The following is a 15,100-nucleotide window of genomic DNA, read 5'->3' as shown; positions in this document are numbered from 1 at the left end:
TTCCTTGCCGACCTTGTCCATCGCCTCGGCGATCATGCTGCCGATGGCCGGGTCACCGGCGGAGATGGAGGCGGCCGAGGCGATCTGCTCCTTGGTCTCCACGTCCTTGGCGACGCTGGAGAGCTCCGCGCAGACGGCTGCGGCGGCGGTTTCGATGCCCTTCTTCAGGGCGATCGGGTTCGCACCGGCGGCGACATTACGCAGGCCTTCGCGGATGAGAGCCTGGGCGAGAATGGTCGCGGTGGTGGTGCCGTCACCCGCGACGTCGTTGGTCTTCTTCGCGACTTCCTTGACGAGCTCCGCGCCGATCTTCTCGTACGGGTCCTCGAGCTCGATCTCCCGGGCGATGCTGACGCCGTCGTTGGTGATGGTGGGGACGCCGAACCTGCTCTCGAGGACGACGTTGCGACCCTTGGGGCCGAGCGTGACCTTGACCGCGTCGGCCAGCTGGTTCATGCCGCGCTCCAGGCCGCGCCGTGCCTCTTCGTCGAAGGCAATGATCTTCGGCATATGGGGTGTTTCCTCCTGGGCTTGGGCCATGCGGAGGAGTGCCGGCCGCCGGCGGGTGCCTGACAACGAAGACGATGGGCTCGCGTGGCCCAGGCACCCGTCGCTCCGGAGGTTGGCACTCGACCTAGCTGAGTGCCAGCCACTGTATAGCTCTCGGCACCCCCGGAACCGAGGCCATCACCACCCCGCGTGATCGAGCCGAAGGGAAGAGCGCGGTGTACTGGCGACCACTCCGGGCGCCGATCCCGCCCGGCGCGAGAATTCGCAGGGGAAGGCCCGGGTCCGCTTGCGTTCGGCTCGCGCCGGTGTCCACCGGCGCCCGCCGGAGCCCGCGCCGGCAGCCGGTAGGTCGGCACCGAGGTGCTCCGCCTCGTGGGCAACCCTGTTGGTCGGGCCCGCCGTCCAGCCCTTCAGTGCCAGTGCCGCTTGAACCCGTCACCTGGAAGGCCTGATATGCGACGCAGCGAGTTCACCGTCACCGCCGACCATCACCAGTTCCTCGTGTACAGCGGGAACTCGCCGGTGATCACCGCTGCCTCCGCCGGCGACACCGGCGACGGTCTCGTTGCCGTCAGCGATGGGGGACTGAGGATAGTCACGGGGACGAACTACGGTCCGCTCGCCGTGCGGGTCGAGCTGCACAACAACGAGCCGCCGCCGCCCACGGCCGAGTGGACCGAGGTATCCGAGGTGAGTTTCCGCGTCCGGGTCGGCCCGGTGGAGGTCGGCACCCTCGTGGGCGGGCCGCTTCCGGTGAGGACGGTCTCGGTATTGCGGGAAAGGCTGCCTTCGGCATCGGTGGCGTCGTCACCTCCTGGGATTACCGGAGGTTGACAGAACCCTCGCAGGACGACCCATTTCCTCGCTTCGAGGAGTGTCTTCCGGAGCCGTCCGTGGTGGACATCGGCTGGGTCTCCGTGGAGGGGGGGACACGCGTCAAGTTGCGGCACGAGAACCTTCCGGAACTTCTTGGTCCCGCTGTGACTGATCTGTGGCGCTACTATCTCGCCAGGCCCGTGCGCCATTGCGAAACGGGTACCTGGGGCGACCACCCGTGGGACGACGCGCGCCGTACCGGCGGGCGTCCCCAGGCATCTCGACGCCCTGCTGGATAACCTCCTGCTACTGCCGTTGCGAAACCGGGGACAGGGTGTCGCTGTCGAGAGTGACGCCGAGATCGGACTCCAGGTGCGGGACGGAGTTCGAGCGGGGCCGGGTCAACCGCACCGACGAGATGCGCCATCTGCGGTCCGGCGGCGAACCGGGGAGGTAGTCGTGGCCGAGGCTGTCCGCCGCCTCCGCGATCCGGCGCACGTCATCGGACCCGCCGTCCCGTTCCCAGCCGGGATGCGTTCCCGGCACAAGTGACAGGACGGGCGTGAGGAGACCGAACTCCGTCATGAGAGCCGACCTGGCGTGACTGGACCTTAGTGAATGAGCGAGCACTTATCTCGGTGGTGGTGCGCTCGCCGGCCTCGCCGTTGACGGCGCCCACGCTGTGCCGCGTGGTGCCGGCTGCTCCGGGTGCGGCGGGCCCGACGTGGCTGCGGCCGCGCCTGACGCGAAGTCGGTGATCTTCGACGGCATGGGCCACCAGCTGCCCCGCGAATGTGGCGGGTGCTCGGCGGCCACATCCCTGACCTCGGTCATCGCGAAGAAGGGCGACCGTCGGCTGGTCGGCCATCCGTGTCACCCGCGGGTATGACCTGTGCCGGCATCCTGCTCGTCGCGCGTGCCGAACGTGAGCCGGGTATGGATCTTCAAGCGGTCCGGAATCGGCCGACCAACTGCGGAAATGCATGCTCGTAGGTCGACCAGTTGACAGAAAAGTGATCGCTCACAATACTGGGCGCCATCCCGGAGTCGAGTGCTGGAGGTGGCATGGACGACCGGGTCGGTAATTCGGAGAGCGACAGCCGCGCCGGCGTCGTCTGTGTCCGAAGGGAGAGGTGGGACGGGGCGCGGGCGATATGCACGATCCTGTGCTGGCCGGCATGGATCGCATCGCGGGGGCGGTGCGACCGGTATCCGGCGGTGGTTCGAGGTGGAGTGTTGCCACGGATGAGCGGGTGTTGATTTTTCGCGGAGGTCGTCCGGGGTAGTTACGCTGCCTGTGCTCATGCGTGACCGCCTGAGTCGCATGGTGTTGTGTCCGCGTGGTGATTTTTCCTGCGGCGGGTTTCGTGGCGCGGGCGAATGTCGAAGATCGCGAGCGCGTCGCGTCGGCGCTGGGAACTTCGAATCGCCTGTCCGGGCAGTGGTTGCTGTCCATTTTCCGCATTGCACCGCGCCGCGCACCGGTGTCGTGAGCTGACGCATCCTTTTTCGCGCCGCTGGATGGGGAGGTTCAGGCGGCCCTGTGCCTGCGCGAAAAACGTCCAACTGATTTCTGTGTGCCATAGGTCCTCAGGGGGCGCCGAGTGGCCTCTGTTCGGCGCGCCGGCAGGCCCGGAACCGGCCGAACCACTGCGTTCCCTTGGATCCATACATCGCACCGCCGATACGGGGCGGCGGCCTTTCGTAGTGCGACGGAAGAGATGGAGACACCATGTCTGACAACGCTTCCACACCCCTGGAATCCGGCCCGGGGCTGACCCGCCGGAGGATCCTCGGCACAGTGGCGCTTGGCGCGGCTGCGACTGGTGGGCTGGCGGCCGGCCCTGGCAGCGGACGGGCACGGGCCGCCACAGCCCCGCCGGACGCGGCCGTCACCGAGCAGCGGGAGCGGGCCGTCGTCATCGGCAGCGGATTCGGCGGCGGCGTGACCGCGCTGCGGCTGGCACAGGCCGGCGTGCCCACTCTTGTTCTGGAACGTGGCCTGCGGTGGCCGACGGGGCCGAACGCGACGACCTTCTGCCGCTGGGCGAACATCGACAACCGGTCCGCCTGGCTGACCGACCACAGCACGACCCCGGGCGTGGACAAGACCTGGACGCCCTACACCGGGGTGATCGAGAGCCTGCCGGGCGACGGCATAACGGTCAACTGCGGTGCCGGCGTCGGTGGCGGCTCGCTGGTGTACCACGGGATGACACTGCAGCCGACCAGCCAGAACTTCGCGGCCTCCATCCCGGAGGCCGCGAGTCTCTACCGCGACCTGAACCAGTGGGCCTACCCCACCGTCGCCACCATGCTGGGCGTCTCCACGGTGCCGAACGACGTGCTGAACGCGGATCAGTACCGGTCGTCCCGGCTCTTTCTGGACGTGGCCGCCAACAGCGGCCTGGAGCCGTTCCGGGTTCCGCTGCCGGTCGACTGGAGCTACGTCCGGGGTGAGCTCACCGGTCAGTACGAGCCGACCTACACCACCAGCGACATCGTCTTCGGCGTCAACAACGGCGGCAAGCACTCGATCGACGTCACCTACCTCGCCTCGGCCGAGGCCACGGGCCGGGTACGGGTAAGCCCACTGCACGTGGTGCGGGACGTCCAGATGGACCCGGACGGCCGCTGGGTGCTCTCCGTCGACCGCATCGACACCGGCGGCACCGTGCAGGAGAGGAAGCGGATCACCGCGGACGCGGTGTTCCTCAACGCCGGTTCCGCCGGTACCACGCGGCTCCTGGTCAAGGCGCGAGCCAAGGGGCTGGTGCCCGACCTCCCCGACGCCATCGGCACGAAGTGGGGAAACAACGGTGATCGGATCTACGCCTGGGTCGGCATGAACGGTGATCCCGGCACCCGGCAGGGCGGCCCGGCGTGCGTGGGCGGCCGGGACACACAGGGGCCGATTCCGGCCACCATCATCCATGCGGGTGCGCCCGCCGACACCGGCGGCGTGAAGCTGATGACGGTCGTCGGTTTCGGGATCGTCGACGCCGCCGGCACGTGGGCCTACGACCCGAACACGGACGACGCCAGGCTCACCTGGCCGGCGACCGGTGACGCCGCGCTCCAGACCCAGATCGCCGCCCGGATGCAGGCGATCGCCGCCGCGGGTGGCGGGCTGATGATCGACACGAACGCCCAGGCGAACTCGACATGGCACGCCCTGGGCGGGGTGCCGATGGGATCGGCGGTCGACCTGTACGGCCGGATCATCGGGCACAAGGGCCTCTACGTACTCGACGGGTCGCGGATCCCGGGCTCCACCGGTGCCTGTAACCCATCCATGACGATCGCGGCCCTGGCCGAGCACAGCATGTCCACGATCATCCGTGAGGACGTCGGACGTGTCTTCTGACGGCACCACCGCTTCCTGAGCCTCCGCGCGGCCGCATCCGGCGGGAGCCGTCCAGGTTCCCGCCGTGAGGGCGGCGCTCCCCGCCCGATGCCCGATGTCCGACGCCTGCACCTGGAGCGTGAGCGTATGCCCGACGGCCGGATTCGCACGCTGATCGTCGAAGCCGACCCGATGACAGCTGAGGCCCACAGCGTCTATGTGGAGAAGCTCGCCGGCTTCACCGTCAGCGGGGTGACCCACACCGGCGCCCAGTGCCTGCGGCAGCTCACCCGTGACGACCACGATCTCGTGCTGCTTGATCTCACCCTGCCGGACATGACGGGCTTCGACGTGTGTCGCACGCTGCGGTGCCGGGGGGCCGTGCCGGACATCATCGCCGTCACGGCGTCCCGGGACGTCGCGACCGTGCGCACGGCGGTGGCCTACGGGGCCGTCCAGTATCTGGTGAAGCCCTTCGGTTTCGCCGCGTTCCGGAGCCGGCTCGAGTGCTACGCGGCGTTCCGCAGCGAGCTCATGCTGGGGCGCACCGGCCCGATCGGCCAGCGTGAGGTGGACGCGGCCCTCGCGGCGCTGCGGCCCGGAACCACCCTGTGGCCTGAGCAGCCCAAGGGCACGTCGATCGCGACTCTCGACGCGGTTGTCGCCTACCTCCGGCAGGCGGCCGGGCCGATGTCGGCGGACGAGATCGCCAGCGCTGTGGGCCTGTCCAGGGTGACGGCGCGTCGATACCTGGAGCGTCTTACCGATCAGCGGCTTACGAGCCGGACGCAACGGTACGGGCGGCCCGGCCGGCCGGAGCACCTGTACCAATGGCGAGACGTCCGCGTCGCTTCGACCAGATAAAGAACACTATGACCGAAATCGTGACTTCTCCCTGACGGTGCGCGATCTTGTGTGTCAAGATGCCGACCATGTTGGAGACCTGAGTGGACGAAGTGAGCGCGCAGCCGGCTGACCGCGGCGAGCGGGACGTCCTTGTCACCGGAATGGGCTTCTGCCTCCCCGGCGAAGACGGTCCGGCCCTCACCGCCGAGGAGGTGTGGGACATCGCGTCGAACGGGCGTTCCTGCCTGGTCAAGGACGGTATTTACCACGGTCGGGTCGATCTGGCGCCGGAGATGTTCGAGGAGCGGCTGCCGGAGATTCCCAAGCTGTACTCGACGCAGCTCACCAAGTCGCACCGCTTCGGGCTGATCTCCTTCGTGGAGGCGTGTTCGGACGCGAAGATCGATTTTCGTGCGGGCGCCCTGCAGCACGCCGCGATCCTCACTGGGCGAGGGGGGCTCGACGACAACATCGACCCATACCGGGCCCTGCAGGAGGCGACACCCGAGACGCTTTCCGCGGACGCCGCGACCGCGTTGTTCATCCGGGCCCAGCTCGGCATCACCTCGTACGACGTCACGCTCCTGCAGGCGTCGATCGCCCGGTCGACGGGCCCGAGCTTCACGGTTTCCTGTGGCTGTTCCTCCTCCACCATCCAGCTCGGCAACGCCCTGCGGATGATCGCCGCCGGGGAGGTCGACATCGCGGTCGTCACCGGTGTCGACGCGTTCAGCATGGACCTGATGCGCAACGCGCAGCGGCTTCTGCTCGCCGCGACGCGCGGCGGCCCGCAGCCCGGCGCGGACACCATGCCCGAGACGCTGCCGTCGATGGACCGGCCGATGCGCCCCTACGACGTCCGCGCCGACTGCGTGAACTTCGGCGAGGGCTCGGTCACCGTGGTCCTGGAGAGCCGCCGGCACGCCGAGTGGCGCGGAGCACACGTCTACGGGCGCCTGATCGCGCAGGCCACCACACGTGACGGCCTTGCCAGCCCACTGTCGCTGGACGACTCGGGCGCCTCACTGGTCGCCGCGGTGCGCAAGTGTCTCGGGGACCGCTGGAGCATCGACCAGATCCCGTACATCAACGGTGGCAGCGACGGTGACATGAACGTCACGAACACCGAGGCGAACGCCGTCCGGGAACTGTACGGGCCGGCGGTCCCGTCGGTTCTTCTCAGCTCGCAGGAGGCGTGTTTCGGGCACAGCGGGGCCCAGTCCGGAAACCTCGGCCTGGCGTTGACTCTCCTCATGATGGAGAAAAGCCTGGCGTGCCCCACCGCGAACTGTGAGCAGCCGATCGAGGGCCTGCCTTTCGACCCGATTCCGGGAACGCGGCCGCGGCCGTTGCGGTTCGATCACGCGCTGAGCTTCACCTACCAGATCGGCGGCCTGAAGAGCGTGATCCTCATGAGTTCCGCCGATGCTTCCTGACGATGGTTCCTGAACATCTGAACATCTGAACATCTGAAGACCTGAACACCTGCTGAGATCGGCCTGGGATCTCGACTGGCCGTTCCGCGCGCGACCGGGGCCGCGCTGCCGATTCGGCCGTACATCTGCAGAGAGGCACGGACCGACCGAGAATGAGCGCATTTGCCGACGCGTGGTCGAATACCACGGCCGCCGACAAGGAATCCTGCGTCAAACGGGATGACATAGCGATCGTGGGGATGGGGTGCCGCCTTCCGGGCGGCGTGGATTCGCCGGCCGCACTCTGGCGGCTCCTGGTGGAGGAACGGGACGCGGTCGGCGATCCACCTGCGGGCAGGTGGGAGGCCGACGCGTTCGTCGACCCTGTCCTGACCGCGGCGGGCCGCTCCGTTCCCCGCCAGGGCGGTTACCTCGAGGACGTGTCCGGTTTCGACGCCGACTTCTTCGGCGTCTCACATCGGGAGGCCGCCGTCCTCGACCCGCAGCACCGGCTGCTGCTCGAGGTCGCCTGGGAGGCTCTGGACAACGCCGGTCTCCCGGCCGACCGGCTCGAGGCCACGCCGACGGGCGTGTTCACCGGGCTCAGCTACACCGACTACATGGATCGGCTGGCCGGGCACCCGGACGAGCTCGAGGGCTCGGTCCTCACCAACGGGATCTGCGTGGCGGGCGGCCGGATCTCCTACCTGCTCGGCCTGCGCGGGCCCAGCATGTCGGTGGACACCGCCTGCTCGTCGTCGCTGGTCGCCGTGCATCTCGCCTGCCAGAGCCTGCGGTCCGGGGAGTGCACGGTGGCGCTCGCGGGCGGGGTGACTCTCATGCTGTGGCCCCGGGTGACCAAGTCGTTCGTCCGGATGGGCATGCTCTCGCCGACGAGCCGCTGCCACACCTTCGACGCCGCCGCGGACGGGTTCGTCCGCGGCGAAGGTTGCGGAGTCGTCGTCCTGAAGCGGCTTGCCGACGCCAACCGCGACGGTGACCGGGTCCTGGCCGTGATCCGCGGGTCGGCGGTGAACCAGGACGGCCACACCGACGGGCTGACCGTTCCCTCCGCGCAGGCCCAGTACGAGGTGGCGGCCGCCGCGCTGCGGCGCGCCGAGGTCGACCCGGCCGAGGTCGGGCTGGTGGAGGCGCACGGCACCGGCACGAAGGTCGGCGACCCCGTCGAGTTCGCCGCACTGAGTCGCGCCTACGGCACCGATGGCGCGCGGTGCGCGCTCGGTTCGGTGAAGACGAACCTGGGGCACCTGGAGCCCGCGGCGGGTGTCGCCGGCCTGATCAAGGCGGTGCTGTGCCTGCGGCACGGCCAGATACCGGCGAACCTGCACTTCATCCGGTGGAACCCGGCGATCGACGCTGACGGGTCGCGGTTCTTCGTGCCCACCGGGCTGACCGACTGGCCTGGCGCCGCACCGTCGCGGCTGGCCGCCGTTTCCTCGTTCGGGTTCTCCGGGACGAACGCGCACCTGGTGCTCGAACAGGCCACGGCCGGGGTGAGCCGTCCCCCGATTCCAGCCGCGCGTACTCCGGCACGGGCCGAACACGAGTCCGGCCGGGTCGACGGCCAGTCGTCGGCCGTCCGGGCCCGCGGGGCCCGCGGGCCGGAGGTGGTCCTGGTGCCCGCCGGGTCGCCCGCGGTGCTGCCCGCCGCCGCGGCGCGGCTCGCGGACTGGCTGGAGCGCGAGCCCGGAGATGACGCGGCCACCGGAGGTGATCCCGCGGCCGGTGCCGGCGAGCCTGCCCGGGGCGCGGGTCTGCGGGACGTCGCCTACACCTCGGCGCGCAGGCGGTCCCCCGGGAACGGCCGGCTGGCTGTCGTGGCAGCCTCGCGGAAGGACCTGATCCGGGACCTGCGCGCCTACGCGGACGGCCGGTTGGTCCCCAACGTCGTCTCCGGGGCCGCCGCCCGGGGCGTGCGGCGCGGCGCGGTGTGGGTGTTCTCCGGCCAGGGCTCGCAGTGGGCGGGCATGGGGGCCGACCTGCTGGACGCGGAGCCGGTGTTCTCGGCCGCGTTGGCCGAGGTCGACCCTCTCATCGCCGCCGAGGCCGGTTTCTCGGTGCTGGAGGTGCTGCGCCGCCGGGAGGCGGTCACCGGGTGCGACCGGGTGCAGCCCCTGCTCTTCGCGGTACAGATCGGGCTGGCCGCGCTGTGGCGCGCCCACCGTGTCGAGCCCGCGGCGGTCATCGGTCACTCGATGGGGGAGACGGCCGCGGCTGTCGTCGCCGGCGCGCTGACCCTGGCCGACGGTGTCCGGGTGATCTGCCGCCGTTCCCGTCTGCTCACCCGGGTGGCCGGCCTCGGCGCGATGGCCACCGTCGGCCTGGACCGGTACGCGACCGAGGCCGAGCTCGCCGCGGCCGGCGCGAGCGGAGAGGTCGCTGTCGCGGTCCTGGCGGCTCCCGGCTCCACCGTCGTCTCCGGCGCCGCGGACAGGATCAGGGATCTGGTCACCGACTGGACCGCGCGTGGCCTGGCGGCCCATCAGATCGCGGTGGACGTCGCCTCGCACTCACCCCAGGTCGACCCGCTGCTCGCCGACCTCACCGCGGAACTGGCCGAACTGCGCCCCCGGCCGGCCGAGGTCCGCTTCTACTCGACCGCGGCGGAGGACCCGCGGGGGAAGCACGAGCTCGATGCCGCCTACTGGTGCGCGAACCTGCGCCGTACCGTGCGCTTCAGCGACGCCGTGACCGCGGCCGCGGCCGACGGGCACCGGGTCTTCGTGGAGATCTCCCCGCATCCGGTCGTCACCCGGTCGGTCACCGACATCCTCGCCGCGGCCGGGCGGGAGCCGGTGGTACTGCCGACGCTGCGTCGCGACGAGGACGGCGTGGCGGCCTTCCGTACCAGTCTCGCGACCGCGCACTGCGCGGGAGTTCCGGTGGACTGGTCCGTGCTCTACCCGACCGGCGACCTCGTGGACCTGCCGACGATCTCCTTCGACCGCCGGCGCCACTGGGCGGACCGCGAGGCTCCGGCGGCGGCTCCGTCGGCCGCCGGTGGCCGTGGCGGGCCGGCGACGCTCGACGGCCGGGAGGCCGTGGACCGGTCGCTGCCCGGGGAGCACCTGGTGGTGCCCGGCGAGCATCTGCGCCACGTCTGGCGGGCCGACGCCGGGACCGCGGTCATCCCCTGGCTGGCTGACCACCGGGTGCACGACCGCGTGGTACTGCCCGGTGCCGCCTACTGCTCGCTGGCGGTCACCGCCGCCGCCGAGGTGTTCGAGGTGGGGCCGGCCCGGGTGCGGGTCACCGGCATCGCTTTCGAGGAGGTGCTCTACCTGGGCGAGCACACCGAGATCACGATGACGGTCGCCGTCACCGGCCCCGGCGAGGCGGAGTGCGAGATCCACGCGCGGGCCGGTGACGGCGCCTGGACCCGTCACATGGCCGCCACCGTCACGTGCGCCGACGACGACCCGCCGCCGGACACCGCCGCCGGCGGCCTGGCGGAACTCGCCGGTGCCCATCCCCGGCGGGTCGGCCCCGCGCGCCTGTACGAGGCGATGCGGGAGCGGGGCATCCACCACGGCCCGGCGTTCACGGCGCTGTCCGATCTGCACCTGTCCGAGGACGGTAGGAGCGCCTGGGCGGGCATCGGGATCCCGACCGAGGCGTACGCCACCGAGGACGCGTTGGCCGTGCACCCCGTGCTGCTGGACGCCGCCGCCCAGACGTTGCTGACCTGCATGCCCGGCCTGGTCGCCGGGTCGGCGTCCGGTGGTCTGGTGCTGCCTGCCGGGACGGACAGCATCCGGATCCACGGCGATCCGGCGACCGTGCGCTACTGCCATGCCCGCCTGGACGCCACCGGGACGGGCACTCTCACCGGCGAGGTCCGCCTGCTGGACGAGGCCGGCGCGCTCGTCGTCGCCATCGACGGCATGAGACTCGTCCACCAGGACGGCCAGCGTCTCCTCGACGGTTCCGGGTACGCCCGGGCGTCCGGCGGCCCCGGGGGCTGGATCTACGGGATCGACTGGGAGCCGTCACCCCGCCCGGAACCGGCCCAGCCGCGGGCCGCCGGCCGATGGCTGCTGCTCGGCGACGAGAGCGGTTCGGCGGGCGCGCTCGGCACGGCCCTGTCCGCCGCCGGTGCGGACGTCGACGTCCAGCCGCTGCCCGGTCCCGACGACGCCCGGCGGGCCTGGGCGGCGTCCCTCACCGGGGACGACGGGGGAGCCGTCGGCCGGCGGGTGGTCGTCGTCCTCGACGGCGCGACCGCGCAGCCAGCGCCCGGTGCCCAGGTCGACCCGTCGGCCCTGGTCGGCTCGCCGTTCCCGGCAGATCCGGCGCGGGCGCAGCAGCAGACCATGACGGTGCTGGGCGTCGCCGCGGCGTTGGCCGAGCTGCCCGGCGTGCCGCCCGGCCTGACCGTGGTGACCCGAGGTGCACACGCCCTGGCCGGGAACGCGGCCCCTGATCTTGATCACGGCGGGATCCGCGGACTGCTCCGGGTGCTCACGCTGGAACACCCCGAGCTGCGCGCCGCCCACATCGACGCCGATCCCGGCCCGGATATGGCGGCCATAGCCGCCGAGTTGCTCGGCGATGTCCACGGCGCCCGCTCCGGCCCCGCCGATGACGAGGTCGCGCTGCGGGCCGGTGTCCGCTTCGTCGCCCGGTTGACCCCCGCGCCGGTGACCGCCGCCGAGCGTGGTGCCGCCGGGCGGCGTACGGTCCGGTACGGCCACGACCGGTTCGCCCTGCAGCCGCCCGGCAACGGGAATCTCGACGACCTGCGGCTCGTCGCCGCCGACCGACGCCCACCCGGGCACGGCGAGGTCGAGGTCCGGGTCCAGGCCGCCGGCCTGAACTTCCGGGACGTCCTCATCTGCCTGGGGGCATTGCCGCAGACACCGATCGGCTTCGAGTGCGCCGGCGTGGTCACGGCGGTCGGGCCGGGCATCACCGACCGCCGGCCCGGCGACGCGGTACTCGCGGTGAACTTCACTGACGGCGGCGCGTTCGGCTCGTTCCTGACCATCGACGCCGACCTGACCATGCCTGTACCCGCCGGACTCGACCCGGCCACCGCCGCGGGCATCCCCACCGGCTTTCTCACCGCCTGGTACGCGCTGCGGGACGTCGCCCAGCTGCGGGCCGGTGAGCGGGTGCTGATCCACTCCGGCACGGGCGGGACCGGTCTCGCCGCGATCGCCGTCGCGCGGCTGCTGGGAGCCGAGGTCCTCGCCACCGCCGGCACCCCGGAGAAACGCGCCTACCTGCGCGGCATGGGCATCACCCACGTCATGGACTCGCGGTCGGTCGACTTCAGCGCGCAGACCCTGGCCGCGACCGGCGGGCAGGGCGTCGACGTCGTGCTCAACTCGCTGTCGGGGCCGGCGATCCGCGCCGGAATGGAGTGCCTGCGGCCCTTCGGACGTTTCGTCGAGCTCGGGCTGCGCGACATCCTCGCGGACTCGGCGCTCGGGCTGGCGCCGTTCCGTAACAGCATCACCTTCGCCGGGGTGAACCTGATCGAGCTCTACCGGCACCAGCCGGAGCGGGTCGCCCGGCTGCTGCGGGAGCTGACGGCGGCGCTCGCCGCCGGCGAGCTCGCGCCGCTGCCTGTCACGACCTACCCGATCGAGGCCGCCACCGACGCGTTTCGGCTGATGGCCGGTGCCGCGCACATCGGCAAGGTCGTGCTCGAGGTCCCCGGCGACGCGGTGACCGAGGCCGTGCTGCCCGACGGGCCGCCGTCGCCGGTCGGCGTGGACGGCTCGTACATCGTCACCGGTGGCCTGCGTGGCGTCGGCCTGGAGACCGCCGCCTGGCTGGCGGAGAAGGGCGCGGCCAGAGTGGTGCTCAACGGGCGGTCCGAGCCCGCCGAGGCGGTCCGGGAGCGCATCGCGAAACTGGTCGCGGGCGGTACGGACGTCCAGGTGGTGCTCGGCGACGTCGCCGAGCCCGGTGTGGCGGAGCGCCTCGTCGCCGCCGCCACCGCCGGGGGCGGCCGGCTGCGTGGCGCCGTTCACGCGGCGATGGTTCTGGATGATGCCGCCCTCACCACGATCACCGCCGACCAGGTGCGGCGAGTGTGGCATCCGAAGACGTTCGGCGCGTGGCGGCTGCACGAGGCGACGGCCGGGGCGGACCTCGACTGGTTCGTGCTCTACTCGTCGATGGCCTCCCTGCTCGGTAACCCCGGGCAGGGCGCGTACGCCGCCGCGAACTCCTGGCTCGACGGCTTCGCCGACTGGCGGTGCGCTCAGGGGCTGGCGACCACCGTCGTCAACTGGGGGCCGTGGGCCGAGGTGGGCGCCGCCACCGACTTCGCCGAGCGTGGGTACGCGATGATCCCGGTGCGGGTCGGGCTCGCCGCGCTGGAGACGCTGCTCGTCCACGGGCGGCGGCGCGCGGGTGTGCTCCCCGGCGAGCCGGGCTCCTGGATTCCGACCGCGGGCCGCTCCTCGTCGCTGTTCGCCCGGTTCGTCGACGACGAGCACGCCCCGTCGGCCGCCGCCGGGAGCGCCGTGGCCGTTCCGGGCGCCGGGGGTGCCGCCGCCGCGGTCGCGGACGGGCCGGGCGCTGTCCTGGCCGGGCTACGCGCGGTGGCTCCCGGCCTCCCGCGGCGCACGGCCTTCGAGGCGTACCTGACCGAGCACCTCAGGGCCGTCCTCCGGCTGGGCCAGTCCGTGCTCGACCCGGACATCCCGCTACGGTCCCTCGGCTTCGACTCGCTGCTGGCTCTCGAACTGCGGTCCCGCCTGGAACCGGGGCTCGGGATCTCCCTGCCGGGGAACTTCATCTGGAAGTACGACACCGTCGCGACTCTCGCCGCCGGTCTCGCCGACCACACGAAGCTCCCGCTCGACGGCGGCGAATAACAGGTCGTTTCAGAATGATCCTCGGAGTTTGCGTAAGCAGATGATCGAGCAGGCGAGGCTGAGGAACGCCTGGTGGATGTCGACGCGGCGTTCCCAGCGGGTCCGGAGCCGGCGGAACTGGTGCAGCCAGGCGATCGTGCGCTCCACAGGCCAACGCTGTGTCCCGAGGCCGGAGCCGTGGGGTTTCCCGCGGCGGGCGATGGCCGGGGTGATACCCCGTGCGGCCAGCAGTCGGCGGTACTTCACATGGTCGTAGGCGCGGTCGGCGAGCAGGTAGCGGGGCCGGCGGCGTGGCCGTCCCCGGCGGCCGCGGATCGGGGGGATCGCCTCGACCAACGGGATGAGCTGGGTGACGTCGTGACGGTTCCCGCCGGTCACGATTGTGGCGAGTGGAACCCCGGTGGCGTCGGTGATCAGGTGGTGTTTGCTGCCGGGGTGGGCTCGGTTGACCGGGCTCGGACCCGTCTCGGAGCCCCTTTCAGCGCGTGGATGTGCGAGGAATCGACCAGGGCCCGGTGCAGGTCGAGCAGCCCGGCCGCGTTGCACTCGGCGAGCAGCTGCTCATGCAGCTTCTGCCAGACCCCGGCTTCGGCCCAGTCCCGTAGCCGGCGCCAGCACGTCACCCCCGACACCCCGAACAGCGTGGTCGGTAGCTCCCGCCAGGGCACGTCGTTCCGCAGCACCCACAGGATTCCTTCCAACGCCGCCCGGTCGTCGACCGGACGCCGTCCCGGATAGCGGAACCGCCGCTGCCGGACCGGGATCAGCGGCGCCAGCCGCTTCCACAGCTCCTCGCTCACCGTCGCCTCGTCACGCATGAACCGATGTCTACCGATCAGGCAGGCACGACACGCCGCGTTTGATCATTCTTTGTGAAACGAGCTGTAACTGTCCTGGGTCGGCCCCCCACCTGTGACGGTGTCCCCCGCGCCGACCTCACCGGGGCGAACCTCACCGGCGCCTGGCTGATCAATGCGGACCTTGCCGGCGCTCAGCTGACCGGGGCGACCCTCACCGGCGCCCGGCTGGACGGGACGAACCTTTCCACTGCGATGGGTCTGACGGCGGCGCAGGTGGCGGCGGCCCGCGGCGATGCGTGGACGCGGCTGCCGAACGACATGCAGCGGCCGGGGTCGTGGCCACCGTACGACCCGTCTGTGGACCTGCTGGTCGAGGGCTCCTGACCCAATGCCGTGAAGCTTAAGTCGATCTTGGATGGCTGATCTTCTGCTGTTCTTGGCTGGTGGGTTGGTACGGCGTGGCGGCGTGGCATCTGTGCTGGTGGGTGGTTTGGTCACGGTTCGTGGCTTCGA

Annotated in this window: 9 protein-coding genes; 6 read left to right on the top strand and 3 right to left on the bottom strand. The window is 71.2% G+C overall.

Annotated elements, in window-relative coordinates; translation table 11 throughout:
- Nucleotides 1-510, bottom strand: a 510-nt coding sequence (locus tag FMEAI12_RS30770; protein WP_304598638.1) for a TCP-1/cpn60 chaperonin family protein, incomplete at its 3' end; no start/stop codon positions are given.
- A gap of 453 nt (nucleotides 511-963) precedes the next feature.
- On the opposite strand from FMEAI12_RS30770, the gene FMEAI12_RS30765 reads away from it, so the two are divergent.
- Nucleotides 964-1,344, top strand: coding sequence for a hypothetical protein (locus tag FMEAI12_RS30765; protein WP_112108789.1), 381 nt, complete (start codon nucleotides 964-966; stop codon nucleotides 1,342-1,344).
- A 288-nt stretch (nucleotides 1,345-1,632) separates the two neighbouring features.
- On the opposite strand, the gene FMEAI12_RS37435 is transcribed toward FMEAI12_RS30765, so the two are convergent.
- Nucleotides 1,633-1,911, bottom strand: a complete 279-nt coding sequence (locus tag FMEAI12_RS37435; protein ID WP_200835467.1) for a hypothetical protein — start codon at nucleotides 1,909-1,911, stop codon at nucleotides 1,633-1,635.
- Between the two features lie 1,147 nt (nucleotides 1,912-3,058).
- Here FMEAI12_RS37435 and FMEAI12_RS30755 point away from each other — a divergent pair.
- The 4 genes from FMEAI12_RS30755 to FMEAI12_RS30740 all read left to right on the top strand — a co-directional run bounded on the left by FMEAI12_RS30755 (nucleotide 3,059) and on the right by FMEAI12_RS30740 (nucleotide 13,787).
- Entirely contained in the window at nucleotides 3,059-4,693 is a 1,635-nt protein-coding gene (locus tag FMEAI12_RS30755; RefSeq protein WP_112108788.1) for a GMC oxidoreductase, read from the top strand.
- 126 nt (nucleotides 4,694-4,819) lie between these two features.
- Nucleotides 4,820-5,536, top strand: coding sequence for a response regulator (locus FMEAI12_RS30750; RefSeq protein WP_112108787.1), 717 nt, complete (start codon nucleotides 4,820-4,822; stop codon nucleotides 5,534-5,536).
- 83 nt (nucleotides 5,537-5,619) lie between these two features.
- Nucleotides 5,620-6,954, top strand: coding sequence for a beta-ketoacyl synthase (locus tag FMEAI12_RS30745; protein WP_112108786.1), 1,335 nt, complete (start codon nucleotides 5,620-5,622; stop codon nucleotides 6,952-6,954).
- A gap of 152 nt (nucleotides 6,955-7,106) precedes the next feature.
- The gene (locus FMEAI12_RS30740; protein WP_112108785.1) at nucleotides 7,107-13,787 is read left to right on the top strand and encodes a type I polyketide synthase; all 6,681 of its coding nucleotides are present in this window, start codon (nucleotides 7,107-7,109) and stop codon (nucleotides 13,785-13,787) included.
- A 9-nt stretch (nucleotides 13,788-13,796) separates the two neighbouring features.
- On the opposite strand, the gene FMEAI12_RS30735 is transcribed toward FMEAI12_RS30740, so the two are convergent.
- Nucleotides 13,797-14,605, bottom strand: a protein-coding gene (locus FMEAI12_RS30735; protein WP_368672124.1) for an IS5 family transposase whose coding sequence is annotated in 2 segments (ribosomal slippage) — nucleotides 13,797-14,263 and nucleotides 14,263-14,605 — 810 coding nt in all. Because the reading frame shifts where the segments join, the coding sequence is not laid out codon by codon here.
- A gap of 54 nt (nucleotides 14,606-14,659) precedes the next feature.
- Here FMEAI12_RS30735 and FMEAI12_RS30730 point away from each other — a divergent pair.
- Nucleotides 14,660-14,971: a pentapeptide repeat-containing protein gene (locus FMEAI12_RS30730; RefSeq protein ID WP_112108783.1), complete on the top strand. Its 312-nt coding sequence runs from the start codon at nucleotides 14,660-14,662 to the stop codon at nucleotides 14,969-14,971.
- The last annotated feature ends 129 nt before the right edge of the window (nucleotides 14,972-15,100 follow it).

The organism is Parafrankia sp. Ea1.12, from assembly GCF_900465275.1.
Classification (GTDB): domain Bacteria; phylum Actinomycetota; class Actinomycetes; order Frankiales; family Frankiaceae; genus Parafrankia; species Parafrankia soli.
The sequence above is the reverse complement of the archived record's forward strand: the minus strand, read 5'-3'. Positions and strand labels throughout refer to the sequence as shown.

Bases quoted from the DNA above. Each gene is read 5' to 3' on its own strand.
- FMEAI12_RS30765 (WP_112108789.1), top strand. From the start codon at position 964: ATGCGACGCAGCGAGTTCACCGTCACCGCCGACCATCACCAGTTCCTC.
- FMEAI12_RS37435 (WP_200835467.1), bottom strand. From the start codon at position 1,911: ATGACGGAGTTCGGTCTCCTCACGCCCGTCCTGTCACTTGTGCCGGGA.
- FMEAI12_RS30755 (WP_112108788.1), top strand. From the start codon at position 3,059: ATGTCTGACAACGCTTCCACACCCCTGGAATCCGGCCCGGGGCTGACC.
- FMEAI12_RS30750 (WP_112108787.1), top strand. From the start codon at position 4,820: ATGCCCGACGGCCGGATTCGCACGCTGATCGTCGAAGCCGACCCGATG.
- FMEAI12_RS30740 (WP_112108785.1), top strand. From the start codon at position 7,107: ATGAGCGCATTTGCCGACGCGTGGTCGAATACCACGGCCGCCGACAAG.